This is a genomic window from Fructobacillus durionis (assembly GCF_900112405.1).
In the GTDB taxonomy this organism is placed as follows: Bacteria; Bacillota; Bacilli; order Lactobacillales; family Lactobacillaceae; genus Fructobacillus; species Fructobacillus durionis.
Genome location: NZ_FOLI01000002.1, coordinates 65,051 through 90,901, shown reverse-complemented (window position 1 = coordinate 90,901; position 25,851 = coordinate 65,051). Strand labels below are relative to the sequence as shown.

The 25,851-nt window shown below is 44.9% G+C and carries 27 protein-coding genes; 1 reads left to right on the top strand and 26 read right to left on the bottom strand.

Annotated elements, in window-relative coordinates:
• Positions 1-95 precede the first annotated feature (95 nt).
• The 17 genes from rpsP to BMZ93_RS02995 all read right to left on the bottom strand — a co-directional run bounded on the left by rpsP (position 96) and on the right by BMZ93_RS02995 (position 17,473).
• Entirely contained in the window at positions 96-551 is a 456-nt protein-coding gene (gene rpsP, locus BMZ93_RS03075) for a 30S ribosomal protein S16 (protein WP_091502116.1), read from the bottom strand.
• Positions 552-671: 120 nt separating this feature from the next.
• Positions 672-3,470, bottom strand: coding sequence for an isoleucine--tRNA ligase (gene ileS / locus BMZ93_RS03070; protein WP_091502114.1), 2,799 nt, complete (start codon positions 3,468-3,470; stop codon positions 672-674).
• Between the two features lie 275 nt (positions 3,471-3,745).
• Positions 3,746-4,468 carry a DivIVA domain-containing protein gene (locus BMZ93_RS03065; protein WP_091502112.1) on the bottom strand — a complete coding sequence of 241 codons (723 nt, stop codon included), beginning with the start codon at positions 4,466-4,468 and terminating at the stop codon, positions 3,746-3,748.
• A gap of 27 nt (positions 4,469-4,495) precedes the next feature.
• Positions 4,496-5,290 (bottom strand): YlmH family RNA-binding protein, encoded by a 795-nt coding sequence (locus tag BMZ93_RS03060; RefSeq protein WP_091502111.1) that lies wholly within the window; start codon positions 5,288-5,290, stop codon positions 4,496-4,498.
• A 1-nt stretch (position 5,291) separates the two neighbouring features.
• Complete coding sequence (locus tag BMZ93_RS03055) at positions 5,292-5,546, bottom strand: YggT family protein (RefSeq protein WP_091502244.1); 255 nt, start codon at positions 5,544-5,546, stop codon at positions 5,292-5,294.
• 15 nt (positions 5,547-5,561) lie between these two features.
• On the bottom strand, positions 5,562-6,008 hold the full coding sequence (locus tag BMZ93_RS03050; RefSeq protein ID WP_091502109.1) for a cell division protein SepF: 447 nt from the start codon (positions 6,006-6,008) through the stop codon (positions 5,562-5,564).
• A 13-nt stretch (positions 6,009-6,021) separates the two neighbouring features.
• The gene (ftsZ, locus tag BMZ93_RS03045; RefSeq protein WP_091502108.1) at positions 6,022-7,302 is read right to left on the bottom strand and encodes a cell division protein FtsZ; all 1,281 of its coding nucleotides are present in this window, start codon (positions 7,300-7,302) and stop codon (positions 6,022-6,024) included.
• A gap of 21 nt (positions 7,303-7,323) precedes the next feature.
• Positions 7,324-8,664 carry a cell division protein FtsA gene (gene ftsA, locus BMZ93_RS03040; protein WP_091502106.1) on the bottom strand — a complete coding sequence of 447 codons (1,341 nt, stop codon included), beginning with the start codon at positions 8,662-8,664 and terminating at the stop codon, positions 7,324-7,326.
• Between the two features lie 111 nt (positions 8,665-8,775).
• Complete coding sequence (locus BMZ93_RS03035) at positions 8,776-9,477, bottom strand: cell division protein FtsQ/DivIB (protein ID WP_091502104.1); 702 nt, start codon at positions 9,475-9,477, stop codon at positions 8,776-8,778.
• A gap of 9 nt (positions 9,478-9,486) precedes the next feature.
• Complete coding sequence (gene murG / locus BMZ93_RS03030; protein WP_091502102.1) at positions 9,487-10,584, bottom strand: undecaprenyldiphospho-muramoylpentapeptide beta-N-acetylglucosaminyltransferase; 1,098 nt, start codon at positions 10,582-10,584, stop codon at positions 9,487-9,489.
• Between the two features lie 3 nt (positions 10,585-10,587).
• Positions 10,588-11,949: a UDP-N-acetylmuramoyl-L-alanine--D-glutamate ligase gene (murD, locus tag BMZ93_RS03025; RefSeq protein ID WP_091502100.1), complete on the bottom strand. Its 1,362-nt coding sequence runs from the start codon at positions 11,947-11,949 to the stop codon at positions 10,588-10,590.
• A gap of 59 nt (positions 11,950-12,008) precedes the next feature.
• The gene (mraY, locus tag BMZ93_RS03020; protein ID WP_091502098.1) at positions 12,009-12,965 is read right to left on the bottom strand and encodes a phospho-N-acetylmuramoyl-pentapeptide-transferase; all 957 of its coding nucleotides are present in this window, start codon (positions 12,963-12,965) and stop codon (positions 12,009-12,011) included.
• 3 nt (positions 12,966-12,968) lie between these two features.
• Entirely contained in the window at positions 12,969-15,110 is a 2,142-nt protein-coding gene (locus tag BMZ93_RS03015) for a penicillin-binding transpeptidase domain-containing protein (protein WP_091502096.1), read from the bottom strand.
• A 2-nt stretch (positions 15,111-15,112) separates the two neighbouring features.
• Positions 15,113-15,481: a hypothetical protein gene (locus BMZ93_RS03010; RefSeq protein ID WP_091502094.1), complete on the bottom strand. Its 369-nt coding sequence runs from the start codon at positions 15,479-15,481 to the stop codon at positions 15,113-15,115.
• A gap of 53 nt (positions 15,482-15,534) precedes the next feature.
• Positions 15,535-16,491 carry a 16S rRNA (cytosine(1402)-N(4))-methyltransferase RsmH gene (rsmH, locus tag BMZ93_RS03005; protein WP_091502092.1) on the bottom strand — a complete coding sequence of 319 codons (957 nt, stop codon included), beginning with the start codon at positions 16,489-16,491 and terminating at the stop codon, positions 15,535-15,537.
• Positions 16,492-16,532: 41 nt separating this feature from the next.
• The gene (gene mraZ / locus BMZ93_RS03000) at positions 16,533-16,964 is read right to left on the bottom strand and encodes a division/cell wall cluster transcriptional repressor MraZ (RefSeq protein WP_091502090.1); all 432 of its coding nucleotides are present in this window, start codon (positions 16,962-16,964) and stop codon (positions 16,533-16,535) included.
• A 170-nt stretch (positions 16,965-17,134) separates the two neighbouring features.
• A complete protein-coding gene (locus BMZ93_RS02995; protein WP_091502089.1) occupies positions 17,135-17,473 on the bottom strand; it encodes a hypothetical protein in 339 nt (112 codons plus the stop codon).
• 103 nt (positions 17,474-17,576) lie between these two features.
• Between BMZ93_RS02995 and BMZ93_RS02990 the strand changes: the two genes are divergently transcribed.
• A complete protein-coding gene (locus tag BMZ93_RS02990; protein ID WP_091502087.1) occupies positions 17,577-17,804 on the top strand; it encodes a DUF4044 domain-containing protein in 228 nt (75 codons plus the stop codon).
• 96 nt (positions 17,805-17,900) lie between these two features.
• Here the strand turns inward: BMZ93_RS02990 and BMZ93_RS02985 are convergent, their stop codons facing one another.
• The 9 genes from BMZ93_RS02985 to BMZ93_RS02945 form a co-directional block, all read right to left on the bottom strand.
• Positions 17,901-19,601, bottom strand: coding sequence for a DAK2 domain-containing protein (locus BMZ93_RS02985; protein ID WP_091502085.1), 1,701 nt, complete (start codon positions 19,599-19,601; stop codon positions 17,901-17,903).
• Between the two features lie 6 nt (positions 19,602-19,607).
• Entirely contained in the window at positions 19,608-19,967 is a 360-nt protein-coding gene (locus BMZ93_RS02980; RefSeq protein WP_091502083.1) for an Asp23/Gls24 family envelope stress response protein, read from the bottom strand.
• Positions 19,968-20,117: 150 nt separating this feature from the next.
• Positions 20,118-20,318, bottom strand: a complete 201-nt coding sequence (gene rpmB / locus BMZ93_RS02975) for a 50S ribosomal protein L28 (RefSeq protein WP_010691569.1) — start codon at positions 20,316-20,318, stop codon at positions 20,118-20,120.
• Between the two features lie 90 nt (positions 20,319-20,408).
• The gene (gene trxA / locus BMZ93_RS02970; protein ID WP_091502081.1) at positions 20,409-20,726 is read right to left on the bottom strand and encodes a thioredoxin; all 318 of its coding nucleotides are present in this window, start codon (positions 20,724-20,726) and stop codon (positions 20,409-20,411) included.
• A 2-nt stretch (positions 20,727-20,728) separates the two neighbouring features.
• Positions 20,729-21,373: a thiamine diphosphokinase gene (locus BMZ93_RS02965; protein ID WP_091502079.1), complete on the bottom strand. Its 645-nt coding sequence runs from the start codon at positions 21,371-21,373 to the stop codon at positions 20,729-20,731.
• A gap of 67 nt (positions 21,374-21,440) precedes the next feature.
• On the bottom strand, positions 21,441-22,097 hold the full coding sequence (rpe, locus tag BMZ93_RS02960) for a ribulose-phosphate 3-epimerase (RefSeq protein ID WP_091502077.1): 657 nt from the start codon (positions 22,095-22,097) through the stop codon (positions 21,441-21,443).
• Positions 22,098-22,130: 33 nt separating this feature from the next.
• Positions 22,131-23,048, bottom strand: a complete 918-nt coding sequence (gene rsgA, locus BMZ93_RS02955; RefSeq protein WP_091502075.1) for a ribosome small subunit-dependent GTPase A — start codon at positions 23,046-23,048, stop codon at positions 22,131-22,133.
• Between the two features lie 82 nt (positions 23,049-23,130).
• Positions 23,131-24,978 (bottom strand): Stk1 family PASTA domain-containing Ser/Thr kinase, encoded by a 1,848-nt coding sequence (gene pknB, locus BMZ93_RS02950; RefSeq protein WP_091502073.1) that lies wholly within the window; start codon positions 24,976-24,978, stop codon positions 23,131-23,133.
• Positions 24,978-25,847, bottom strand: coding sequence for a PP2C family protein-serine/threonine phosphatase (locus BMZ93_RS02945; RefSeq protein WP_091502071.1), 870 nt, complete (start codon positions 25,845-25,847; stop codon positions 24,978-24,980). The genes pknB and BMZ93_RS02945 overlap by 1 nt, the downstream gene beginning before the upstream one ends.
• Positions 25,848-25,851: the final 4 nt, after the last annotated feature.

The following is a 25,851-nucleotide window of genomic DNA, read 5'->3' as shown; positions in this document are numbered from 1 at the left end:
TTTGCTATCACTCCTATTTAAAAGATTACCCGAAAGCCGAATTATTTTTCAAAGAAAATAAAAAAACTACCCGAGGGTAGTCCTTTAACACTTGATTAAACCAAGTCCAACAAGTCAGCCTTCTTAGCTGATGATGGGTACTTAGTACCTGCTGCGTCCAAGTATGCCTTGATTTCAGCAACAGTGTTCTTAGTTGTTGGCTTTGAAGATGAAGCAGCAGCTTCCTTCTTAGCAGCTGGCTTAGCGGCAGCCTTCTTTGCTGGCTTTGCAGCAGCTGGCTTCTTACCTGCCTTAGTTTCAGCGTACTTAGCCATGATTCCAGCCTTTGACAACAAGTTACGAACTGTGTCAGAAGGTTGTGCACCATTTGCCAACCAACCCATGATCTTTTCTTCGTCCAAGTTAACTTGGGCAGGAACAGTGATTGGGTTGTAAGTTCCAACGATTTCAATAAAACGACCATCACGTGGTGAACGTGAGTCGGCGATAACAACACGGTAGAATGGACGCTTCTTTGCACCCATGCGCTTCAAACGAATCTTAACTGACATGAATAATTTCCTCCGATTTCTTTACAAGTTATAGTATGCCAGATATCAAAAAGCATGTCAAGCTAATTTACTTGACATGCTTTTAATTTTGATTTTATTTAGGTAAAGTCAGAAAGAAAATTACTTTTCAAATCCTTCTTCAACAGCTTCAGGATAGTACTCGCGTACAATCTTTGCTTCGTATCCAGCCAATTCTGGGAAGGCAGGATCAACACCCAAATCTTCGTGGTAACGACGGTCACGTGGTGACAAACCACCGCGGGCCTTTTCCACTTCAACCTTGATGCCATCGTACTCCTTCACGTCAGCTGTTGCATCAGCAACCTTCTTAATGTCAAGCTGTGACACCATCATAACCAAGGTCAAGTTCACACCCAAGGCATCAACCGTTGCGATTTGTTCGTCTGACAAGTACAAAGTCAAAGCCGCTTCCGCGTTCTTACCAATCAAGTTGGCTGAACGGGCTTCTTCCAAAGCCTTGTTAGCTGCAGAACGGATGGCAAAGACCGTCTGCCACTTTTCCTTGATGTCTTCTGAACCTGGTAAGTCACGGACTTCAGGCATGTCTTGCAAGTAGGCAAACTTCGTTGAATCATCTGGCAAGTATGACCAGATTTCTTCGGCCGTGTGAGGCAAAACTGGGAGCATCAACTTCGTCAATGCTTGTACTGTTTCGTAGAAGACTGTTTGCATTGAACGACGTTCCGCAGAGTCAGGAGCGTCAACATAAACCACGTCCTTGGCAACATCCAAGTAGAAGGCTGACAAGTCGACGTTGATAAAGTTAATCAACTTTGAGAAGACATCGCTGAAGCGGTAGTTCTCGTAGGCGTCTTCCAAATCCTTCACGAGGTCGTTCAAGAGAACCGTTGCATACTTATCGTGTGCTTGACGGTCTTCGAATGGCACAGCATCCTTGGCATAGTCAAAGTCTGACGTGTTAGCCAACAAGAAACGCATGGTGTTACGGATCTTACGGTATGAGTCGGCCACTTGTTTCAAGATTTCGTTTGAAACAGGCATATCCTGTGAAGTATCAACCGTGATAGTCCACAAACGCAAGATTTCAACACCCAATTGGTCACCAACTTCAGCAGGTGAAATCGTGTTTCCAAGGGACTTTGACATCTTGTTTCCCTTACCATCCAAAGTAAATCCTTGTGATAGCAAGTTCTTGTAAGGTGCCTTACCCGTAACAGCAACTGACGTGATCAAGGATGAGTTAAACCATCCACGGTACTGGTCAGAACCTTCCAAGTAAAGGTCAGCTGGGTAGTCCAAGTTCGGACGTTGGCGCATCACACCGTTCCATGAAGAACCGGAATCAAACCAAACGTCCATGATGTCTTCTTCCTTCTTGAAGATACCATTTGGTGAATGAACGTTTGTGTAGCCTTCAGGAAGCAAATCCTTGGCTTCCTTTTCAAACCAGATGTTTGATCCATGCTTTTCAACAAGCTTGGCAACGTGTTCGATGATGTCAGCATCCAAGATGGCTTCGCCGTCTTCTGCGTAGAAGATTGGCAATGGCACACCCCAAACACGCTGACGGGAGATAACCCAGTCGCCACGTCCGGCAATCATGTTGTGCAAACGCTTCTGTCCCCATGCAGGGTAGAACTTCACGTTATCCAATTGGTCCAAAATATCTTGACGGAAGTTGTCGATTGAGGCAAACCACTGTGGCACGGCACGCCAGATGATTGGCTTCTTTGTACGCCAGTCAAATGGGTAGGAGTGGGTAATGCTTTCCTTGGCCAAGAAGAGACCAGCATCTTGCAACTTTGTGATAACCGTTCCAGTCACATCATCATAGAAGCGGCCTTCAAAGTCAGGCCCGGCGTTCTTGGTCATCATTCCCTTTTCATCAACGGTAACAATGACTTCCAAACCATAAGGCTTTGAAACGTTGTAATCGTCTTCACCAAAACCAGGGGCCGTGTGGACCAAACCAGTTCCAGAATCCAAGGTAACGTGGTCACCAACCATGACAACTTCGGTAGCATCCTTGTCCCATGGGTGGTAGGCTGTGATGTTTTCAAGTTCTGAACCCTTGTGCTCTTCAAGAACTTCGTAGTCGTCCCAACCAAACTTTGGTGCGATGCTTTCAAGCAATTCCTTGGCAACCACGTACTTCTTGTCAGAACCTTCAGGCTTCACAACAACGTATTCAAAGTCAGGGCCAACCGTCACACCACGTGAGGCCGTAACCGTAAATGGCGTCGTTGTCCAAACAACCAAGTAGGTATCGTTATCCAAGACACCCTTGCCATCCTTAACTTGGTTGGCATAGAAGAGTGACGTTGACTTCAAATCATGGTATTCAATTTCGGCTTCAGCCAGGGCTGATTCAGATGACCATGACCAGTAAACTGGCTTGGCACCCTTAAAGATGTAGCCCTTCTTGGCCATTTCACCGAAGACACGTAATTGTGCGGCTTCGAATTCAGGTTGCAAAGTAATGTATGGATGGTCCCAGTCGGCCATGACACCAAGGCGCTTGAAGTCCTTCTTTTGTTTTGCAACTTGTTCCAAGGCGAAGTCCTTGGCTAAGTTACGCCACTCAGACTTTGGCATGGCCTTACGATCATGACCAGCCTTCGTCAACTGCTGTTCGATTGGCAAACCGTGCGTATCCCAACCAGGAACGTATGGTGCGTAAAAACCAGACATGTTCTTGTAGCGAACGATGATATCCTTGGTAATCTTGTTCAAAGCGTGACCAATGTGGATGTTACCATTGGCGTATGGAGGGCCGTCGTGCAAGTTAAAGTGAGGCTTCTTTTCGTTTTGGGCCAAACGTTGACCGTAAAGGTCTTCTTCAAACCAGACTTTTTGACGTTCTGGTTCAGTCTTTGGCAAAGAGCCACGCATTGGAAAGGCTGTCTTTCCGAGGTTCAGGGTGTCTTTGTACTTCATGGGATTCTCCTCTATTATTTTTTAAAATTGGTAATAAAAAAGTCCTGTTTACCCCGAAGGGTAAACAGGACGAGCGAACGTGGTACCACCTATTCTTCCACTAGTTAAAAAACTAGTGCTTCATACAGCTCTAACGGGCTGTCCTTCGCCAAGGCCTACTAGAATTCAACCTCGGAATAACGCAAGTGATACTAAGAACTCGAGGGATTGGCCATCTTTCACCGGACATGGCTCGCTATCAATATCTTGTTCTAGCGCGTCTTACGCTTCAATCTTTACTTTTCTTCTGACTCTGGGAAAACAACAACCGTTGGTTCAGCAGACTCTTCCGCGTCCGCATCGTCCTCTTCATCGTCTTCATTACTAACTTCAGAATCGGCCTGCTTTTCGATTGGTCCCTTTGCAAAGTCAGGGATTTCATCCAAATCAGTTGGCAATTCGAGTTCTTCTTCCCCGTCTAATTCTTCCAACACTTGGTCGGAAATAATAGAAGCAGGCAAGGCTTCAACAGCCTGAGTCAACTTATCCTCTTGCAAAAGAGCCTTTTGTTCATCAATCAATTCGATAAATGAATTCTTAAATGAATCAACACGTTCACGCAAACGGTTTTGTTCATCAATCAAATCAACGTTTTGTTGAGCCAAACGCTTTGATTCTTCTTCTGCCTTACGACGAGCGTTATCAACAATTTCCTTAGCTTCTTGTTGAGCCTTTTCCAATTGTGACTTCACTTCTTCTTCTGTTTCAGAACGAAGGCGTGAGGCCGCAGACTGAGCGAACATAATTGATTCGTTCACTTGGTCCTTTTGTGCATCCAATTGTTCAATACGCTCTTGTTGCTGACGACTCTTCTTTTGCAACTCTTGGTAGTCTGCAAGGACAGAGCGGTAATCGTTGTTCACTTCATCTAAGAAGGAATCAACTTCACGAGCAACATATGCACGAGATCCCTTACGGGTAAATTCATGATTTAAAATTTCATCAGGTGTTAATGCCATCTGTTCTTCCTTTCTGCATCATTCTACTCAACGGTGAATGATTTGAAAAACTGCTTTTATTTTATCGCTTTTACTGTGCCCTGCCAAGCTTTGTAAGGAAATTCGCCCCTTTTTTCGAACAGAAATCACATCATGTAAGTGAATCGTTCGATTCGTCTTTAATGACTTGGACCAGTTCACAGCAACAAATCCGCTTTCAATCATCTCTTTAACCTGAGTTCGAGAGAGATTAAAGCAACTTGCAATGACAGCGTCTAAGCGCAAGGAAGGAACGAGCAAAAACTCTTCCTCCCCCTCATCCTCTTTAATCAAAGCCTGATCAAAGGAAACCGACTGCCAATTTGCACTGACTTTTCCAATTTGTAAAATCTCTTGTTCAATGAAGAACTCTTGCCGTCTTTCGACCGCAACCTGGGCAATGCCCTTTTCTTTATCTAGTAAGATATCGCCAAAAACGGCACGATCAATTCCAGCTGAGAGAAAAGCACCGAGCAGGTCTTTATGTCGCAGTTCTAAGAACTTTTTTGGAAAAGAAATTTGTAAAAGCGTTTCTTCAAAATCAGGCTGTTCAATCTCGATAAACTCTGGAGCAATCACTACCCGCTCTTTTTCAGCACGGTCAAATATCCCGAAGGATTCAAATTTTATATCCGTTCGGTCACCAATTAGAATCGATAAGATATGTCGTTCTCTCGGATTCAAAAAATGCGTTAGAACCAGCCGGTATTCATTTGAAACTGTTTGCAGCCAATCAGTTGCTTGTGAAACAAAAGCCCGCTCTTCAGGTTCGAAGTGCTGGGCTACTGCTTGATTATCAACCATCTTAACTCACCAAAGCCTGGAGATATGCCAAAGCAAAACTCAAGGCTTCCAAACCAAAGAAGGCAACAAGTGGACGCAAATCCAAAATGCCAAGCGGCTTAATAAAGGAAAATAAAGCTAAGTATGGTTCAATAATCTTTCCCAATTCTCGGCCAAACCAAGTGTGGTATAAGCCAGGTAACCAGGACATTAAAATGTATATCACCAGAGCATAAGAATATATCTGAATGACATAACTAAGGATGATGAAAATCATCGATAAAATCATATATTAATACCGAGTTTGGTTGTCCAAATTTTCACTCATTGAACCAGCAACTTCATAAGTTGATGGTGTCAGCAAGAAAATTTTCTCACCAATACGTTCCATGGAACCATCAACAGCATAAACAGCGCCGCCAATGTAGTCCAAAATTCGACGTGCAGGGTCTTCTTCAAGTTGAGAGAAGTTGACAATTACTGCGTCGCCTTCAATCACCTGAGAAGCAATGGCACGTGAGTCAGCATAAACCTTTGGTTCAAACAATGCGATTCGCGCAATGGCATCGCTTGTTTCAGCCGCGTTAATAGTGTTCTTACTTTGCTTCTTCACTGGTGTCATCTGCTTGTTAGTCTTTGCAGGAGCAGGCTTTTCCTGTTCTTGCGCTGTTTCTTCGTACTCTTCCTCGTAGTAATCATCATCACCAGAGAAGAGGGTTTTAATCTTATCAAAAGCCATCTGTCATTCCTCCTTATCGCTTCTTAAAGAAAGGTGGTTTGTCATCGTCTTCTGAAGATAGGTCGAGGTCAATGTTTTGGTTAACAGGCTCAACGGGATCAAAAGCTTGCTTGGCAACGCCATCGAATTGCTTTTCATCTTGCTTTGGTTGTTGTTGCTTTGTGGTAATATCCCAGTCAGCAAATGGGTCGTTCTTTGCATCAACACCTTCTGCACCATCTGAAGCAGAGCGTGAGAACAATCCAGCTTGGTTATTGTTTTGTGTCTGTTCAGCAGCAGGTTTTTCAACCTTTGGTGCAGAAACAGGCTTTGCCTGAGTAGCAGGACGCTTCTTACCGTCTTGCAAACCAGTAGCGATAACCGTCACACGGATGGCATCGTTCATGTCCATATCAACTGACGTTCCAAAGACAACGTTCACGTCACGACCAGCTTCTTGGTTAATTACATCAGCAGCTGATTGCGCTTCATAAACGGATAGGTCTGGCCCACCAGTAACGTTCAAGAGAACTTCAGAGGCACCAGTCATATCAACTTCCAAAAGTGGTGAAGAGATGGCTGAACGCGTTGCATCAACGGCACGTGATTCACCAGTGGCAGAACCAACACCCATCAAGGCAGGTCCGGCATCTTCCATCACCGTCTTCACATCCGCGAAGTCCAAGTTAATGAATCCAGGGTTGGTAATCAATTCTGAAATACCACGAACACCTTGAGCCACAACATCATCAACAACCTTAAAGGCTTCGATAATTGGCAACTTCAAATCAATTTGATCCTTCAAGCGTTCGTTGGTAATAACAACCAATGAATCCACTTGTTCAGAAAGGGCTTGTAGTCCTTCAGTCGCATACTTTGAACGCTTAGGTCCTTCCCAAGCAAATGGACGGGTAACAACGGCAACTGTCAAAGCCCCCATGTCCTTGGCAATCTTAGCAACGATTGGCGCAGCACCGTTACCAGTTCCACCACCCATTCCGGCAGTAATAATTACCATGTCAGCACCCTTCAGTGCTTCTTCAATTTCTTCTTGTGATTCTTCGGCCGCCTTTGCACCGCGTTCTGGGTTGGAACCTGCGCCCAATCCACCGGTCAACTTAGGCCCGATTTGAATCTTTTGCTTGGCAGCAGACTTGTCTAAAGCCTGAACATCAGTATTGGCCACGATGAAGTCCACACCTTGGATATCATCTTCAATCATGTGGTTAATGGCGTTTGAACCTCCTCCACCAACACCGATGACCTTAATTACCGCGCCGGCTGTTCCCTGCGTTTCGTCGATTGTAAAGTCCATGAAAATACTCCTTTGGTCTGGTTAGTCTTCGTCGTCTGTTTCTGCAAATAATGAGCTCAAAGAATTCTTCATTCGCTTAAAGATTCCTTCTTTAGGCGCATCTTCTTCAATAAAAGTCTCATCTTCTTCAGTCGTTTGTATGACTGGTTCACTAGTTTCAGCCTGGTGATAAGGCTTGGCAACCGCTTGGTATACCTGTTGTCCCATCAAAACGGACTTAATCATCTTTTGAAGGTCCGATTGGAACGCTTCGTAGGAAGCAAAGGCAAGGGCACGGGCAAAACTTGGATGACGCAAACCGATTTGGTTAGGACGTGCAATCTGTACGTTTTCACCGAAGTGCTCCTGTGCTTTTGCCAGAAGTCCTGGTGTTGCAGCAGAGCCACCCGTGATGATGTAACCACCTGGGAGGTCATCGGCACCAACGTTGTCTAACTGTTGGTCGAGTCGGTCAAAAATCTGATCAAAACGTGCTTCCATGATTTCTGACAAGTACTTTTCGTCAACTGCCTTCTTTTCCGTTAAGCCGACAGCATCAACGTAGAAGATTTGTTCAGCTGATGCCTGTTTAGAATCGGCTGAACCGTACTTGACCTTGACGGCTTCGGCTTCTCGCTCTGAAATGCTAAGCACCGTTGAGATATCTTTGGTAACGTTTACGCCACCTTCATAATCAACCGTCATGTACTTGACTTTGTGGTCGTGAATAACAGAAGCCGTTGACTGGCCGCCCGCAATATCAATTAAGATTGCTCCAAAATTTTGTTCGGCATCAGATAGGAAGGATGGTGCCAAAGCCATTGGTGCCAAATCCATCGCAGCAAGATGAAGACCTGCTTTTTTAACAGCAGTCTTAATGCCATCAACCACCTTATTTGGTGCTAGGTAGACAAGGCCTTGAACTTCAAGGCGGACACCAATCATATCGGTTGGGTCCTTAATCCCGTCAAAGCCATCGACAATGAATTGTGATGGAATAAATTCAACCGGCGTTTGCTCAGCTAGTGAAAGCGAATTCAAAGCTTGGTTCGTTACATTAACAACGTCTTGACCTGTAATCTGCTTATTTTGATTTTCAATTGAAACAAGGCCAGAGATCTTTTGGATTGTGACCTGGTTAGCAGGTAATCCAACAACCACTTCTTCGATTGAAACATTTGCCTTAGCGGCAGCCTGTGAAACAGCCTTTGTAATAGCTTCAGCAGTCTGGTTGATATCGACGATTACTCCTCGCTTCAAACCGGCACCGGCCGCTGAACCCGTAGCAATGACGTTGAATCGGCCGCCATTATTTTGGGCAACAACCACTTTTACCATGGTTGTTCCGATATCTAAACCAACTATCACGCCATTTTGGGTCATGTACTTGTCCCCTTTTAATTTAAAATTTTGAAACTAAACCTAAAGATAATCTTAACATATCGACCGCCTATCTGGTAGGTTTTAGGGCGAATTTGTTAGAAAGTTTTCAGCTTAAGAACCATAACTATATGAATACGAACCGACCTGTAAATCAACGACACCGTTTTGATTCATTGACTGGGCAATTCCCGTGTAATACCGCATTTTTTCAGCTAAGGTTTTTTGACTTGCGTAAACGGTATTACCATCGTTCATAATTAAAATTAATTTGTCATCGTTATTACTATCCGGTGCAAAACGAATCTCACCGATGTCCTGACGAATCACCTTATCAAGCGAAGCCACCGCTTTCGCAACGGCCTTAATTCGAGTCGTTGACTGGAAGTCAGAATAAACTGGCCCACGGCCATCCGGCTCCTTAACCGACTGACGGTTACCGTTGGAATCTAACTGATACCAGTGTCCCTTTAACTTCACAAAACCTGCATTAATCTTTTCAGAAACGATGATTGATAACTTCTGTCCGGATAAATGCATCTCGACTTGAGAGACTTTAGCATTCTTAGACTTCAACTTACGTGCTAAGAAAGCCTCTTGCAGGGCCACTTCATAGCGATAAGACCCTGTTTTAATCCCTAATTGCTTCTCAATTGTTTCGGTTGGGATGTTACCTGAATCCACCGTCACGGTTTTAAGAGGCAACCATGGTCGCCAAAGTAACAAAATTAATCCAGCTACAGCAAAAAAAGCCAGGGCCCACCAGGCACTGGTCAGAATATCTTTTTTTGTTATTCTGCCTAACTCTTCTTGCACGATTCTCTCCTACTTAATAACGGACTTAAGCAAATTGTAGAAACGGTCGCCGGCATCTGTGATACCAACCTTCTTTGATTGTCCTTCCATTGCCTGCGCCTGTGCATCGTTTTCCAACAAAACATCAGCAGCCTTCACAAGGGACTGACCGTTCAAATCGGGTTCTTTAATTGACAAAGCCGCACCGGCATCAACCAAGGACTTGGCATTCTTTGTTTGGTGATCACCTGTAACGAATGGTGAAGGAACCAAGATTGATGGCAATCCCAAGGCCGTCAATTCAGCAATTGACGTTGCCCCCGCACGTGAAACTAAGACCGAAGCCTTCTGCATCACGGCTGGCATATTGTCAATGTAAGGCAACACTTTGATGTTGTCGGATAGGGTTTTGCCTTGCTCCTTTAGTAATCGCATAAAGTTATCAATACGCTTAGGGCCAGCAACCAAGACCACTTGGTAGTTGCGCTTGTTGAACTCTGGAATAGCTTCCAAGGTGGCTAAGTTAATGGCTGGTGCTCCTTGAGAACCACCAAAGATTAACAAAGTCTTCTTGTCGTCGGATAGACCGTAGGTCTTCCATAAAAAGTCTGACGTCATGTTCGCCACTTCTTGCGCACGTGGGTTTCCAATCAGTTCAGTCTTTTCAGCTGGGAAAAAGGCCTTTGCATCTGGAAAGGCAATTCCAATTTTTGTTGCCTTACGAGCCAAGAACTTGTTGGTCACACCAGCCACTGAATTTTGTTCATGAATAACAGTTGGAATACCCAACTGTTGTGCCGCGTACAAAACAGCGCCTGAAACATAACCACCTGTTCCAACGACAACGTCCGGTTGAAAATCCTTAATAATCTTCTTCGCCTGTGAGACTGCCTTTAAGAAAAGCCAAACAGTCTTAAAGTTTGTCATTGAAAGTGAGCGAGAAAAGCCTTGCACGTGTAACTGCTTAAAGGGAATGCCAGTCTTAGGCACAATGTTTTTTTCAACACCACGGAATGAACCAACGTACATAAACTCTGCGTCAGGTTCCTTCTGCTTAATAACATCTGCTAATGCAAGTGCTGGATAAATGTGACCGCCTGTGCCGCCACCTGAGAGCATGACTTTCATGAATTAATCCTTCTTTCCCAAAGCTTTTTCTAAGGCAGCGACGTACTTGTCACCACGAATCTCGAAATTAGGGTACTGATCCCAAGAAGCAGCGGCTGGTGAGAGCAAGACCACTTCACCCGGCTTAGCCATCTTCACAGCAACCGGCGCCGCTTCTTCAACGTTTTCAACAACTTCTACCGGAATCCCAGCAGCCTTTGCCATGGCCACCACCTTGTCCTTTGTTTGCCCAAAAGCAATGACTTGAATGACGTGCTTCAAATCCGGAACCAAGCGGTTCAAATCATCCCCACGGTCTAATCCTCCGGCTAACAGGATGGTTGGCTGCTTAAAGGCTGACAAAGCCGCCTGCGTTGCTTCAATATCCGTTGCCTTTGAATCATTGTAGTAAATGACGTCGTTTTTCTTAAAGAGGAATTGCAAGCGGTGCTTAACACCAGCAAAAGTCTTTAGAACAGAACGCATGGCGTCTTGACTGCAGCCGGCAACCGTTGCTGCGGCAGTTGCTGCCAGCGCGTTCTCCAAGTTTGGACGACCAACCAATTTAACGTCAGCAAATGGCATCAATTCTTGGCCATCCAAGACCAAATCGCCCGCCTTATTTTCATGAGCAAAGGCCTTTTGATCATCAGGGTTAAACATCAACACACGACCAGCAGTTAACTGAGCAATGGCTGGTGTATCCTTCCCGTTTCCATTCAAGATAAGTGTCTGCCCTGGCTTTTGGTGGATAGCTACACGTTCCTTAGCAGCCAAGTAGTTATCGCGGTTATGGTGGAAATCCAAGTGGTTGGCAAAAACATTCGTAATCACTGAGATATCAGGAGAAATCTCTGGGATACCGACTAATTGGAAGGTTGAAAGTTCCAAAACAAGGGTATCTTCTTCGCCCATGTCGCCAACAACGTCACAGACAGGTGTTCCGATGTTACCGGCGATAACGACTTTGCCTTGCTTGGGATCATGTTGCAACATCAAACCTAGTAGTGAGGTCGTCGTCGTTTTCCCATTTGAACCCGTTACCGTAATCAAACGTCCCTTAAAAGTGGACAGGGCAACGGCAACTTCTGTCAAAACAGGTACACCGAGTGATTCAGCCTTTTCCACAATTGGATGGTTGTAAAAGATACCAGGGTTCTTAACAAGGTAGTCGCTGTTAGCTGCAAGCGATTCCGCCTTATCGTTTTCAATAAAAGTCACACCCGCTTCTTTCAAAGCCACAACATCGGCATCTTCTTTAATTGCATCACGATTGGCAACAGTGACATCCGCTCCCAAATCGACCAGGCGCTTCGTAGCTGCCCTTCCTGACTTTGCCCAACCAAGGACAAGGACCTTTTTACCATTAAACGTTAAGGCTGACATAAGTACTACTCCCCATTTATATTTTTTTATGTACGGTGGTTAAACCACCATTTTAAATATTATTGAAATAACCATAATCCAAAGGCTGCGGATAGCAAACCGAACGTCCAGAAGGCAGCGTCAATTTGCCATTCCGTCCAACCAAACTTTTCAAAGGAATGGTGGATTGGCGCCATTGGAAAGACACGGACTTTGAAGAAGTGGTAAGAAATCGTCTGGATAATAACCGAAAGGGTTTCAATAACGAAAATCAAACCAATAATCAAGAGGGAAACGACCGCGTGTAACTGAATAGATTCAACTGCCAAGCCGGCCCCAATGGCTAAGGAACCACAGTCACCCATGAAGATCTTAGCCTTAGGCTTGTTGAACAAAAGGAAACCAACAAGGGATCCCATCAAAACAAAGTTAAAGGAAACCATCGCCCAGTTCTCAACGTGAACCGCCATGATGGTATAGGCACCGTATGCAATCAAGGCTAACCCTGTCAAAAGGCCATCCAAACCATCCGTTAAGTTCGTTGCGTTTGACCAACCAACTAACCAGAACCAAAGGAAAATCACGTAGAAGAATCCCAAATGAACAACACCAAAGAATGGCAAGTTCAATTCGGCAGGAACGTGCATTGCCCAGAGTAAGAGCATAACCACAACGGCCGAAACAGTTTGTGCAGCTAACTTTGGCTTAAAGGCAAAGCCATCAGTTGCATGGTGAATCTGCTTTAAAATATCATCCACAGCACCAATCACACCGTAGGAAGCAAAACCAACTGACAGTGCCAAGATGGTTGTCAATGAACGGTGGTCTTGGTAGGTCGATGGTAAACAGAAAACAATCACAACTGTTACTAGTCCGAAGACAGCCCCACCAAGCGATGGTGTACCAGCCTTTTGTTGATGATCAGGTCCAAGCACTCGAATCGCGGCTTGTTCCTTACTCTCTTTTAACTTCTTAATCACAGTTGGCATCGCAATGGCCGTTAGCACCATCCCCAACAGAAATTCTAATACAAGCATTCCCTAATCCTTCTCTTTAAACGTTACGGTTATATTCTTATGGCCGGATACGTCACTACCAGTCTTGACCGACTGCTTCTCAACGTAACCAGATCCTGATAATGTTATTTTAACACCAGCAAGATTACCCCATGACAAAACTTCGCTTTTTGTCCAACCAGACATATCAGGTACGGTTACCGTTCCCGAAGCAGACAGCAGAACAAGCTGTCCCTTCACGGCGGATTGACCACCCTTAATCGTCTGCGCGGTAATCTTCCCCTTACTTCCAACAGTAACCACTTTCATGCCCAGGTCTGTCAAAGTCTTTTCAGCATCTTCAATGGACTTACCACGAACATCTGGCATTTCAACCGTCTTAGTAGCGGATTTCACAGTGGCATCGTTATCGTTTAAGGCCTGCAACATCACAGGACGGAAAACATTGTTCAAGGTAATCTGGATGTTAGCATCAGGAAATACCTGAGGCTGACGAACAACAATGTACATAATGTACTTTGGATTATCACCAGGGACCAAGGCCATAACCGAGTGAATCGCGTTCGTTAGGCCGTCCAGGTACTTTCCGTTTTCAGCAACTTGGGCAGTACCGGTTTTTGCCGCTACTTGGTAACCAACATCTGAAAGTGAATACTGCTTTGCAGTACCATCATCGGCATTGACAACCCCTTCCATGTTGGACAAAACCTCTTTGGCCGTTGAAGCGGAAACGGGCTTACCAACTTCGGTTGTTTTCCCAGTTGAAATTGTCTTACCAGTTGTCGGATTAGTCGTCTTTTCAACTAAGTAAGGCTTAATCATCGTTCCCTTGTTAGCAAAGGCTGAATAAGCTTGAAGCATTTGGGCTGGTGTTGTTCGAATGGCCTGACCATAAGAAGTGTTAGCCTGATCAATTGGCTGTTCGAATGACATGGAACCAGATTGCTCGTTTGGCAGTTCAATACCCGTCTTCTTTAAGAAGTGGAAACGGTTAATGTATGACTTCCAAGTTTTAGCCCCTAAGGACTGCTCAATCTTAGCAAAACCAACGTTTGATGAACGTTCGAAGGCCTGGCGGTAAGTCAACATTCCGGCGTTATTTCCAAAGGCATCGGTAACCTTTTGCCCGTTAATATCCAAAGTACCGGATTTATAAGTAGCATTTGGTTGCCATTTTTTCTCTTGAATAGCCGCGGCCAAGGTAATCGTCTTCATCGTCGAACCGGGTTCAAAGGCTCCCTGGTTCAAAAGATTTTCCCAAGCATCAGACAAACCGTCCTGCGTATTCGGATCAAAGTTTGGACGCTGAGTAGCAGCCACAATCTTTCCAGTCTTAGCTTCCATCACAAAGGCGGAAGCAGATTTGGCCTTTGTACCAGCAAACAAAACATCCATTCGGTTTTCAAGTGTGGCTTGTAACTTTTCGTTAATGGTCAAAGTCACGTTCGAACCGTTTTTAACTTGGTTCTTTTTCGAAGTTTGAACGTCGGAACCAAGTGTTGTCGTCAAGCCGTCCTTACCACGTAAGGCGGTATTCTTATAATCTTCGATACCCAAAACCCCGTTTAGAGTCTTTTGACCAACGTTATTTGAAACAGAATTCGTTAGGCCAATAATATGGGAGGCCATTCGGTTGTTTGGATAATAACGGGCTGGTTGAGCCGTAAACTTAATTCCAGATAAGTTTAACTTCTTAATCTGATTATATTGGTCAACAGAAAGGTTTTTCGCCTTTGCCCCCAATTCAACCTGTAATTTATTCGATGAAAGAAGGCTATACAAATCGTTTTGGTCCGCCCCGATAATTGGTGCAATTTCTTCAGCAGCCTTTTTAGGGTCTGTAACGTAATCCGCCTTACCATTCACCTTTTGTTTCTTATCCAAAACGGCGTACATATCATAAACCGTTGAATTGTCCGCTAAGACTGACCCATTTGAAGAAAGGATTTGTCCACGGGTTGCTGGTACCGTTGACTTTTGCATAAAAGTCATCCGAGTAGCAGCAGTTAGGTTGTGGTTATTAACCGTTTTCACCCCGGCAATTTGAAAAAGACGACCACCCATAATCACAATGATGATTAATGCAAAAAGGCCTAAAAGGAGGCCGAATTTCTTGGCATTACCAGTGATTTTTTTACCGAGTTGTCGTCTTTTACTTTGTTTCATTATTATTGATTGACGTTGCGAACGTTATTAGTACTTTGTTCCATGTTAGCTGACTTCGCAACTTTCTCCAAGTTATCCTTGTTCGTTTTCGCCTGAATATCGCCACGGTAGGAATCGTTTTCTTCCTTCACCTTGTCGATTTTTTCGCTAACAGCTTGATTTCGTGCATCAACACGTTGCATTGAAACGGTTGTCCAAACGGTTGCCAACATCATGAAGAGAACCGTTACTGCCATGACAATCACAAGTGAACGTTCTTGCTTTGTCCAGACAGCAGGCTGATAGCGCTTTTTAACCTTAACTTTTTTACGGGCAGCTTGCTTAGGCAGTGCTCTTGCCGCATCTTGGTAATGGTATGCGTTTTGTGCCATTGAATTCTCTCCTTTTCTGCGAATTACTTTTCAATCATTTCAGAAATTTAAAGTTAACTTTCGTCCGATACTTTTAACCGTTCAATCCCTCGCAGCTGTGCTGAAGAAGAACGGTGATTTTCTTCTTGTTCCTCTTCACTTGGCCTAATGGCCTTGCGAGTTAATAACTTATAATCTGGTTGCATTTCTTCCGGAATGACCGGAAGGCCTCGTGGCAATTCTGGTGCCTGAGACTTTTCCTTAAACATTTGCTTAATCAAGCGGTCTTCCTGCGATTGGAAGGAGATGGCTGAAATCCGGCCACCAACGTCCAAGAGATCCAAGGCCTGTGCTAAGGAATCTTCCAACGCTCCCAACTCATCGTTGACGGCCACGCGCAAAGCTTGGAAAGAACGCTTTGCTGGGTGTCCACCGTGTCGGCGGGCTGGAGCCGGAATGGCCTCTTTAATAATTTCAACTAACTCAAAAGTTGTTTCAATTGGTGCTACTTCACGGTGTTGCTCGATTTTACGAGCAATCGCTTTACCGAAGCGGTCCTCGCCATAACGGGTCAAGACTCGCACCAAGTCATTAAATGGCCAATCATTAACAATTGTCTTAGCTGTTAACTCTTGACGCTGATCCATTCGCATGTCCAAGGGTGCATCGTGGTTATAAGAAAAGCCACGGTCGCCCTGATCGAATTGAACGGATGACACACCCAAATCATAAAGAACCCCATCGACAGCAGTAACACCTTGGTCTGCTAGTGATGATGTGAGGGTACGGAAGTTGTTAAAAATCAGCACCAACTTACCGGAAGCAATCTCTTCTCGATACTGTTCCTTATTGTAAGCAATGGCTGTTTCATCCTGGTCAAAGGAATAGAGTCGACCGGTTGTCAGGCGGGACAAAATAACACCAGTATGTCCACCGCCACCAAGGGTTGCATCAACGTATACACCATCAGGCTTAACGTTTAATAAATCAACGGCCTCTTTTTGGAGAACGGTTATATGTTCAAATGTCATCTTTCCCCCTCCTCGCGGTGTCCGAATCGTCTCATTCACTATTAAAAGTCGAAATCAACCAATCCTTCGGCAATTTCATCAAAGTTTTCAGCAGTCTCTGCAGTATAAGCCTGCCAGTTATCTGCTGACCAGATTTCAAAAGAATCACCGACACCAGTAACAACAACTTCCTTTTCCAGTCCCGCATGCTCTTTTAAATTAGTAGGAATAATGACACGTCCCTGCTTATCAAATTCAGCTTGCATTGAACCGGCCATTACAAAACGCTTAAAAGCCCGGGCGTCTTTTTTCCCGATTGGTAGATTATTCAACTGCTCTTCCAGTCGGTTCCAGACATCCAAAGGCATTGCACGTAAGGAATGTTCCATCCACTTTGCAATCACAAAAGTTTCGCCTAATTGGTTTCGAAACTTTGCAGGAATCGTGAGCCGGCCCTTGGGATCTAAGTTATGTGATGATTCGCCCATGAACATGATGGCCCACTCCTCCCTTCTGTGGATTACTTACATATAATTTACCACATTCCCCCACTTCCCTCCACTTTTCTTTAAGACTTTTTTAAAGAATGGTAACAAAAAAGGGCTAAAGCCTTGATATATCAAGCTTTTAGCCCTGTGGGGAATTTTCCCTAATTTTATTCAATTTATGCAAGGATAGCCCAAATAATGGTGATAAGACATAGAACCGTCGCGAGTAATCCCGATGTTCGCCAGGCGATGTGGATAAATCGTAAAAATGTCATACCATTCCGTCCAATGACCAAAAAGGCCCAAACCCCGGCTAGTAATAAGTACAACACCACGGCTGCCAGCACATCCGATCGATAAAAAGCTGCTCCCTCGATCTCGTAAAGAACTAACCAAGTTGGTAGTGTAATTAGATCAACAAAGGATACTTTTGGAAAGGCACGGTATAAAAAGCGCCAAAGCATCACTAACATTAATACAGCTACCCATATTCCAGTCCAAACATACCATACCATTCGTTTTCACCTCTCGTTTACTTTACCAAGCCAAAGCCAAAATTTCAATTTTGCAAATTCCTGTGTTAAGATATCCCTAGAACATTCAGGAGAACACGGGATTATGTCAAAGAAGAAAAAGAAGCAGGTAGTTGCCGAGGCACCTTCCTCATCAGCAGTCGATAAAGCATTGGAAGAAGAAGTCAATCGCCAACTTGAAAAGCGCCCTCTTCCAAAGGTTGAAAAGAAAAAGAAGACGCGTTACCAAAAATGGACGCTCTTTATGTCAATCTTCATGGTCATCGTGATGGCTGGATCAGTTATTTACGCTGCTATCTCAGCAATTCGTTAATGAAAAAAGTTCTGCTAACAAAGAGACAGAACTTTTTTTATTTACTATTTATCCAGAACTAAAAAAAGGCAAACCATATTGGTTTGCCTTTTTCTTTTATTCAACAGAAAGCAAGAATGGATACAAATCTTGTCCACCATCGTGAACTTCGATTTCAAGGTCTTCGTCAATCTCAGAAATCGCTTCTTCCAAAGCTTTTTCTTCCTTTGGCTTAGCACCCTTACCAGAAATAATGGTAACGATTTCTGAATCATCATCACACATTTGTTCGAGCAAGGCCTTAGAAGTATCAACCAACTTTTTACCAACGACGACAATCTCGCCATCCTTCATTCCAAGCCAGTCACCCTTCTTGATATCATGCCCCTTCAAGCTAGTTTCACGAACCGCTTGTGTAACAGCACCAGAAACAACCGTTCCCAGTTCATCCGTCATGGCTGCTTCATTATCTTCAACTGATGCCTCAGGGTTATAAGCCATCATCGCTGTCAATCCCTGCTGGATTGAACGAGACTTAACAACAGCCACTGGTACATCTGCCATTTCCTTGGCTTGATCAGCTGCAAGGAAGATGTTTGAGTTGTTTGGTAAGATAATGGCCTTCTTTGCGCCAGACTCTTGAATGGCATCAACAAAGTCCTTTGTAGAAGGGTTCATTGTTTGACCACCGGTAATCACTTGGTAAACACCGAGTGAATCAAAGAGCTTAGCAACACCGTCACCAGAAGCAACTGCAAAGACAGCTAATTCAGGCGCTTCAGCCTTTTCTGCTTTTTGAGCATTAGCCTTATTTTCAGCAGCCTGTTCGTCAATAACGGCTTGCTGCTGGTTACGCATGTTATCCACCTTCACCTTACGAAGGGAACCGAATTCAGTTCCCCAGTGGATAATTGTTCCAGGATCTTCAGTATGGACGTGCACCTTCACAACATCATCATCGTTAATCACTAAGAGTGAGTCACCCTTATCAGCGATAAAGTTGTAGAAAGTATCGTAGTCAAAATCCTTGGTCCAAGTTGTTCCCTGGCCCAAATCAACCATGATTTCAGTACAGTAACTGAATTGAATATCATCTGGATTCAATGATTCATCGGCCTGCGCACCAGCATGGAGGTTAGAAACCATTTGGTCCAACTCTGCGTTATCGGGTGCTTCCAAGTTATTTTCGTCAAAAGTGCCTAAGATAACATCAGTAAAGGCTGACAAAACTATTACCAATCCCTGTCCACCAGAATCAACAACGCCAACTTCCTTCAAAACAGGCAATAGGTCAGGAGTTGAATCCAAGGCCTTTTGAGCGGCAACCTGGACATTCTTCATCATGACTGGCAAAGCATCACCAGCAGAGGCTGAACGATCAGCTTCTGCAGCAGCTTCGCGGATTACCGTCAAAATCGTTCCTTCGGTTGGCTTCATGACAGACTTGTAAGCCACCTTAGCAGCTTCCATCAAAGCATCTGCCATATCGCGGGCTGACAAAGTCGCCTTATCAGCCATCGAATTAGACATTCCACGGAAAATCTGTGACAAGATAACCCCAGAGTTTCCACGGGCCCCCATCAAAAGGCCCTTGGCTGTTGCCTTGGACAATTGTCCAACGGTTTGATCCTGCGACTCACGTTCGTATTCGGCACCTGACGCCATCGAAAGGGCCATGTTGGTTCCTGTATCGCCATCAGGCACAGGAAAGACATTTAATTTATTAATGTTTTCAGCGTTAGCAGACAACTTTGCTGCAGCAGCATTCACCATCTTGCCATATTCAAGGGGCGTAATGGTCGTGATTTCTTCAGTCATTCTCTCTTAATCCTCGGTTTCAATCCCTTGAACAATGACGTTCACTTCAGGTACTTGTAGGCCTAGATAGGCGTTGAGATAGTACTTAACACGGGCTTGAACGGAAGCTGAAATATCAGCCAACTTCATACCGTGTTGCACAACGATGTAGACGTCGATTGTTAACCCTTTTTCCTGCTCTGAAACCACGACACCACGTCCGTAGTTTTCGCGATTCAAGATTTGGTTAACACCATCTTTTAAAGCGGAACGAGATGCCATACCAACCACTCCAGGGTTAGCAATGGTTGCTCCACCGACAACGGAAGCGATTACGTCGTTTTCAACCGTGACATCACCGTTTTTTGTTCGAATTTTAATTGCCATCGCACTGCTGTTGTGAAGCCAGAATCTCGCTCCACTTTCCTTTCAAATTACTTACTTATATTTTAACATGATTCGGTAAAAAGCCCCAACTCAGGTCAAGACTTTTCAAGGGCCTTATCAAAATAAAAAAACCACCCAGTGGAGTGGTTTTTATACACGTTCGATTGAGCCGTTCTTAAGACCGGCCTTCAAAGTACGTGCAGTCAAGTAAACTTTCTTAGGTGCGGAACCGTTAATCTTAACTGTTACCTTTTGCAAGTTTGGCTTCCAGCTACGACGACTTGAGTTCAAGGCGTGTGAACGTTGGTTACCAAAGCGGGTGCGTGCACCGTTAATTGCATCTTTTGCCATGTGTGACCCTCCTATCCGAGCCGCACGACGTGCTTGCTCTTCTTATCAACATCAAATATTTTACCAGAGCCATACAAAATTAGCAAGAAATTAAGCATATTTATGCAAAATCTCGCTCAACTGTTCCTTATTGTGGAAACCAGTCAATTTTTCGACCGCCTGGCCATCTTTCAAAACAACCAAAGTCGGAATTGCGCGAATGGCGAATTCCGCTGGTACAATCGTATTTTGATCAACATCAATCTTAAAGAAATCGATGTTTTTAAAAGTCGAATCCTCAGCCAATGCATCAATGACGGGTGATTGCATTCGACATGGACCACACCAGGTTGCCCAAAAATCAACAATCGAAACGCCCGACTGAGTTTTCTCTTTGAAATTATTATCTGTTAGTGCTTCAACTGCCATCACTACCCCCTATCAACTGACTGTGTATACAGTACAATCCCTCTGTCAATGGAAACGTGTACCAATTCATTAACAAATTCATTTGATGAGTACATTCTACCGCTTGTTTCTCTTAGAGTCAAAGGATACTCAGCATCGATAATTTTAAAATTATCAACTATACCTAATGGCATGAATCCAAGGTAGTGATGTCCAGGAAGGCGCTTCACAACCTCGTGTTTTGGGTCTAAATAACCAACCGTATTCTGGCAATCAACAATCCAGAAACGGCCAGGTAAACCAGGAAAATCCTCGTGAAGGGGAATTGATAAATTAGATAGTTCGTGATCCAAGCGTCCACCAGTTGCACCGTATAGCATGATTTCATCGGCACCTTGTTCTAGGGCATAGGCCACTGCCAATTCAGTATCCGTGTAATCCTTTTTAGGTGGATACACACGAAAGTCGCGCTCCGCCTGATAGCTTTCCAACTCCTTCTTCTCAGCTGAACTCAAGGAATCAAAATCACCAACGGATAGCAAGGGTTCAACCCCTTCCTGCATCAAATAGAAGCCACCACGATCAGCGCCAATCCATTGACCCGGTTCCTGAAAAAGATTATCAGGCCAGTTATCCTTAGGGCCCCCAGCTAAAATGTTAATTCGCATCCTCATCCTCCAAAATAAAAGCGAGCTGAACAATCAGCCCGCTTGCAGCCAACCGGCTGTTTAGTCATTACTTTGTGACGTCCAACAAAGTTTGCACCTTAGCTGCTGGATCCTTTTTATCATAAACGTATGAACCGGCAACGAAAACATTTGCGCCGGCATCCGCCGTCAACTTAGCCGTTTCGTTATTGATACCACCATCAACCTCGATATCAAAGTCCAAACCAAGTTCCTTTTTGTAAACCATCAATTCCTTAATCTTATCAGTCATTTCAGGTAGGAAGGCCTGTCCACCAAATCCAGGGTTAACCGTCATAACCAAAACTTGGTCAACCATTGAAAGAACGGGAACAATTGCAGAAACTGGTGTTCCAGGGTTGATCACAACTTCAGCCTTAACACCGGCCTTCTTAATCATTTGCAAGACACGATGGATGTGTGGCGTTGCTTCAACGTGAACCCCAATCAAGTCAGCACCGGCATCTGCCAATGCTTGCACATGGTTTTCAGGGTGGACAGCCATCAAATGGACATCCAAGAACAAGTTCGTCATTGGACGCAATTGCTTAACCCAGGCTGGCCCATAAGCCATTGAAGGCACAAATGAACCGTCCATTAGGTCAATGTGCAAGTACTTAGCTCCTGCCTTTTCGACCAAAGTCACGTCTTCACCCAACTTTGTAACATCAGCACTCAAAATTGATGGGGCAATAATTCCTGCCATATCATTCCTCTTTCTTTGTTGTCTTTTGTAAAATCAGTTCAAACGGTCTGTTTTCCACTTAGCCGAATTCTTTTGATAAACCGGCCTTTTACCCTTAATAATTTGGTAAAAGAGTTCATAACTATTATAGCGCTCGGCACTAATGCTGCCAAGGTTGACGGCCTCTTTCACCGCACAACCGGGTTCATTTAAATGGGAACAGGTCCGGAAACGGCAGTTAACAGCCACTTCGCGGAATTCAGGGAAGTAGTTTCCTAACTCCTCTGCTGGAAAGTCAAAAACTTCATAGGACGAAAAGCCCGGTGTATCCGCAATTAACGTTTCATATTCCTTAACCGGAATTAAGGAAACCTGCCGGGTCGTGTGCTTTCCACGGGAAAGGGCCTGTGAAACCTCACCAACCTCTAACTTCAACTCTGGGGCTAGCTGGTTCAGTAGCGTTGACTTACCAGCACCTGTTTGCCCCATGGCCACCACTACTTTATCCTTCAGTAGCGGTCCAAAGGAAGTCTTTAAATCATTCCCCGCAAAAATCACTGGATAACCAATTGACTGGTAAAGCGAGACTTTTTCACGAAAGGCGGCTTGCTCTTGATCAGAAAGTAAGTCCAGCTTTGAAAAATAAAGAACTGGCTTGACCTGCTCTGCTTCCAAAGCTACTAGCTGTCGGTCCAGCAAATTTTGAGAAAAGGCGGGTTCCACAACGGATGTCACAACAATCGCTAAATCAACATTCGCAACTGGTGGGCGAACCAGGCTGTTTTCACGAGGATGTAGGGCCCAGATTAACCCTTCCCCATTTTCTGACTCAAAGTCGGCCCAATCGCCAACCAAGGGCTTTTGCCCCTTTTTTCTAAATTGTCCTCGAGCACGGGTACGTTCAACCTTCCCGTCCTCAAGCATTAAATCATAGTAACCGGCCAATGACCGAATAATTCGTCCTGTTTTCATAGAGCCATTATAACACGGCTATCCCAGCAATCATTCTAATAAAAAAAGGAATTCCAAACGGAATTCCTTTTTAAACTGCTATTTAGTGACTCGATGAAGAGGAAGAACTAGCGCTTGAACTAGAACTTGAACTCGACGAAGAGCTATTTGATGACGAAGCAGCACCCGAAGATACCGTCAAAGTCAACGTTTGGTCCAAACTAAACTTAGAACCGGCCGCTGGACTTTGTGACAAAACCGTACCGGCCTCTTTATCAGAGTCCTTAATCTGGAAAGACAAGGCCACTTGGTTTTGGTTGGCCCAAGACATTGCGGCCGACTGTGACCAGCCAGTCAAGTTTGGTAGGTTGATTGACTTTGCCCCTGACGAAACCGTCAAAGTAATCGTCGTATCCGCTGGATCAACGCGGGTTCCCGCAGCAATCGACTGTTCCATGACCTGTCCAGAAGCAACGGAACTTGAATCTTCCGTCTTCTTCTTAACGGTAATCCCCTTATCAGTCAGCTGGTTGGCTGCATCTGAATAAGAGAGCCCTGTGTAATCCGAAAGCGTCACGGAATCACTTCCAGAAGAAATGATTAACTTAACCGATGCCCCCTTCTTAACCGAAGTTCCCACACCAGGCTTAACCTTAATCACGTTTCCTTTGTCAACGGAACGGGAACTCGTCGTACTGGTACTAGAGACAGAAAGACCAGCGTCCTCAATCTTTGACTTAGCAGAAGACTCAGAGAGGTTGGCAACATCCGGTACCGTCACCGTGCTTGACTGTGACTGGGCGACAAAGTAAGAAATCGCCCCCACAGCGGCCAAGAACACGATGAATAAGAAGAACCACTTTCCCTTTGTAGAGTACTTAATCCCGTTCTTTTTCAAAACATCACGAACAAATTTCGGTGTGCGATCCACCCGGTCAGAAATATCCTTGACTGAATACCCCTTCTTACCCAAGTCAATAATTTGGGCCGTGACGTCTTCCGGCTGTTCTTCCTCCGGTTCATCCTCGATAGGGTCGTCCTCAACGAATGGATGAGCATTCCAATCTGGCGTAACCAGCTTTGTTTCATCCGAAGCCTCAGGTACGAAACGCCCTTCACCAGAACGGCGCTTCGAAAGGGAGGTCTTCAAATCATCCGCCATCGCTTCCGTTGAGAAGTAACGATCCTTAGCATCCTTAGCCGTTGCACGGAGAATAACATTTTCCAAAGGTTGTGGAATCTGTGGATCAAAGTCGCGCACGTAGGGCATTGGCACTTCCGCGTGCTGGTAGGCAATTCGGTCTGCTGAATCACCCTGATAAGGAACCTGGTTGGTCAACATCTCGTATAAAATAACACCAAGTGCATAAATATCAGACTTTTCAGATGCCGATTGCCCACGAGTAACTTCTGGAGCCAAGTAATGGATTGAACCAATCACCGGTTCCTGTGACGCGGTCATCCCATACTTATTTTGAGCCAAAGCAATTCCAAAGTCAGTGATTTTCACCTGACCCTGCTTGTTGATCAAAATGTTTTGTGGCTTCAAATCACGGTGGATGATACCCGCCTTATGGGCGGCAGAAACAGCATCTAAGACCTGTTCCATGATATCGACCACTTCTTGATAAGGAATTGGGAAGTGCTGCTTAATGAAGTCCTTCAGGTCCATCCCATCCACGTACTCCATAATCAAGTATGGGCAGCCATCTGCTTCACCCATGTCATAGAGCTGCACAATGTGGTCGTTAACCAACGTTGTTGCCGCCTTGGCTTCCTTTTGGAAACGGGATAAAGCTTCCGGCTGATTCTTGATGTCCAATCGAATCATCTTCAACGTGACATCACGCTTCAAATAGGTATCAAAGGCTTGGTAGACATTGGCCATACCGCCCTCACCTAAGGAGCGCACGATTTTATAACGATTATCGATTAACGTGCCTTGTTCCATTAGTCTAGTCTCCCCTTTAATCCATCTTTTAGAATAATCTCTTCCGCCTTAGCTGGTACTTCAGCAGATTTCATCGCCAAGCGTTGTCCTGAGGGCTGCTCAGACTTGGCCATGTCAGTCACCAGCAGTGCCGTCACATTGTCTGGTACATGCCGGGCAATGGCAGCCGTCGTCAGTACGGACAAGCGCTCGGAAATGTCTAAGACAGAACCCAAGATTGGGTTATTGCCCGGTCGGCGTTCACCAGGTTGTATGAAGTCCATCTGCTCTTTAATCGATAAGACTTTTCCAAAACCATCGGATGTCAAATAGAGCCAATCGCCCTTCTCCGGTGTCACCGTGGTCCATTCTAAGTCAACCTCTTTATTAACACCAAAATAACGAGTCAGCGAATCCGCATCTGGTAAATCAGTATCCACCAATTCCCCTGACTGACGTTCCAGCTCGTTCTTTAAGGTATGGTCAAAAGTCAGTAACCGAGCCTGACCCTTTCGTAGCAAATAAGCCCGAGAATCACCGGCATTGGCCACCAGTACTTTTCCGTGCAAGCAAACGGCCAAGACGATTGTCGTCGCCATTTGACTGATTCCCTGATCATGTTGTCCGACCAGGAGAATGGATTGATTGGCTAAATCTGCCTGGTGAATCAACCATTCCTTTACCTTTTGTTCATCATTTATGGCAACCTGTTCCCAAGCCCGTCCCAAGGCCATAACCACCATTTGAGCGGCCTTTTTAGAACCTTTTTGAGAGCCAACACCATCCGCAACCATCACTAAAGGATCGCCGGCACGGTTGTAAAAAGCGCCAACGGCATCTTGATTGTCAGGCCTAACCGGTCCTTTGTCACTTTGGTAGGCAATTGCCATAACT

Bases quoted from the DNA above. Each gene is read 5' to 3' on its own strand.
- rsmH (WP_091502092.1), bottom strand. From the start codon at position 16,491: ATGACATTTGAACATATAACCGTTCTCCAAAAAGAGGCCGTTGATTTA.
- mraY (WP_091502098.1), bottom strand. From the start codon at position 12,965: ATGCTTGTATTAGAATTTCTGTTGGGGATGGTGCTAACGGCCATTGCG.
- BMZ93_RS03010 (WP_091502094.1), bottom strand. From the start codon at position 15,481: ATGGCACAAAACGCATACCATTACCAAGATGCGGCAAGAGCACTGCCT.
- BMZ93_RS03015 (WP_091502096.1), bottom strand. From the start codon at position 15,110: ATGAAACAAAGTAAAAGACGACAACTCGGTAAAAAAATCACTGGTAAT.
- BMZ93_RS03065 (WP_091502112.1), bottom strand. From the start codon at position 4,468: ATGGCATTAACACCTGATGAAATTTTAAATCATGAATTTACCCGTAAG.
- BMZ93_RS02965 (WP_091502079.1), bottom strand. From the start codon at position 21,373: ATGCGAATTAACATTTTAGCTGGGGGCCCTAAGGATAACTGGCCTGAT.
- murG (WP_091502102.1), bottom strand. From the start codon at position 10,584: ATGAAAGTCATGCTCTCAGGTGGCGGCACAGGCGGTCACATTTATCCA.
- BMZ93_RS02980 (WP_091502083.1), bottom strand. From the start codon at position 19,967: ATGGCAATTAAAATTCGAACAAAAAACGGTGATGTCACGGTTGAAAAC.
- trxA (WP_091502081.1), bottom strand. From the start codon at position 20,726: ATGGCAGTTGAAGCACTAACAGATAATAATTTCAAAGAGAAAACTCAG.
- BMZ93_RS02945 (WP_091502071.1), bottom strand. From the start codon at position 25,847: ATGGCAATTGCCTACCAAAGTGACAAAGGACCGGTTAGGCCTGACAAT.
- ftsA (WP_091502106.1), bottom strand. From the start codon at position 8,664: ATGACCCAAAATGGCGTGATAGTTGGTTTAGATATCGGAACAACCATG.
- BMZ93_RS02990 (WP_091502087.1), top strand. From the start codon at position 17,577: ATGTCAAAGAAGAAAAAGAAGCAGGTAGTTGCCGAGGCACCTTCCTCA.
- mraZ (WP_091502090.1), bottom strand. From the start codon at position 16,964: ATGTTCATGGGCGAATCATCACATAACTTAGATCCCAAGGGCCGGCTC.
- BMZ93_RS03055 (WP_091502244.1), bottom strand. From the start codon at position 5,546: ATGATTTTCATCATCCTTAGTTATGTCATTCAGATATATTCTTATGCT.
- BMZ93_RS03060 (WP_091502111.1), bottom strand. From the start codon at position 5,290: ATGGTTGATAATCAAGCAGTAGCCCAGCACTTCGAACCTGAAGAGCGG.
- BMZ93_RS03050 (WP_091502109.1), bottom strand. From the start codon at position 6,008: ATGGCTTTTGATAAGATTAAAACCCTCTTCTCTGGTGATGATGATTAC.
- rpmB (WP_010691569.1), bottom strand. From the start codon at position 20,318: ATGGCAAAAGATGCAATTAACGGTGCACGCACCCGCTTTGGTAACCAA.
- rsgA (WP_091502075.1), bottom strand. From the start codon at position 23,048: ATGAAAACAGGACGAATTATTCGGTCATTGGCCGGTTACTATGATTTA.
- ftsZ (WP_091502108.1), bottom strand. From the start codon at position 7,302: ATGGACTTTACAATCGACGAAACGCAGGGAACAGCCGGCGCGGTAATT.
- rpsP (WP_091502116.1), bottom strand. From the start codon at position 551: ATGTCAGTTAAGATTCGTTTGAAGCGCATGGGTGCAAAGAAGCGTCCA.
- murD (WP_091502100.1), bottom strand. From the start codon at position 11,949: ATGTCAGCCTTAACGTTTAATGGTAAAAAGGTCCTTGTCCTTGGTTGG.
- BMZ93_RS02985 (WP_091502085.1), bottom strand. From the start codon at position 19,601: ATGACTGAAGAAATCACGACCATTACGCCCCTTGAATATGGCAAGATG.
- BMZ93_RS02995 (WP_091502089.1), bottom strand. From the start codon at position 17,473: ATGGTATGGTATGTTTGGACTGGAATATGGGTAGCTGTATTAATGTTA.
- pknB (WP_091502073.1), bottom strand. From the start codon at position 24,978: ATGGAACAAGGCACGTTAATCGATAATCGTTATAAAATCGTGCGCTCC.
- ileS (WP_091502114.1), bottom strand. From the start codon at position 3,470: ATGAAGTACAAAGACACCCTGAACCTCGGAAAGACAGCCTTTCCAATG.
- rpe (WP_091502077.1), bottom strand. From the start codon at position 22,097: ATGGCAGGAATTATTGCCCCATCAATTTTGAGTGCTGATGTTACAAAG.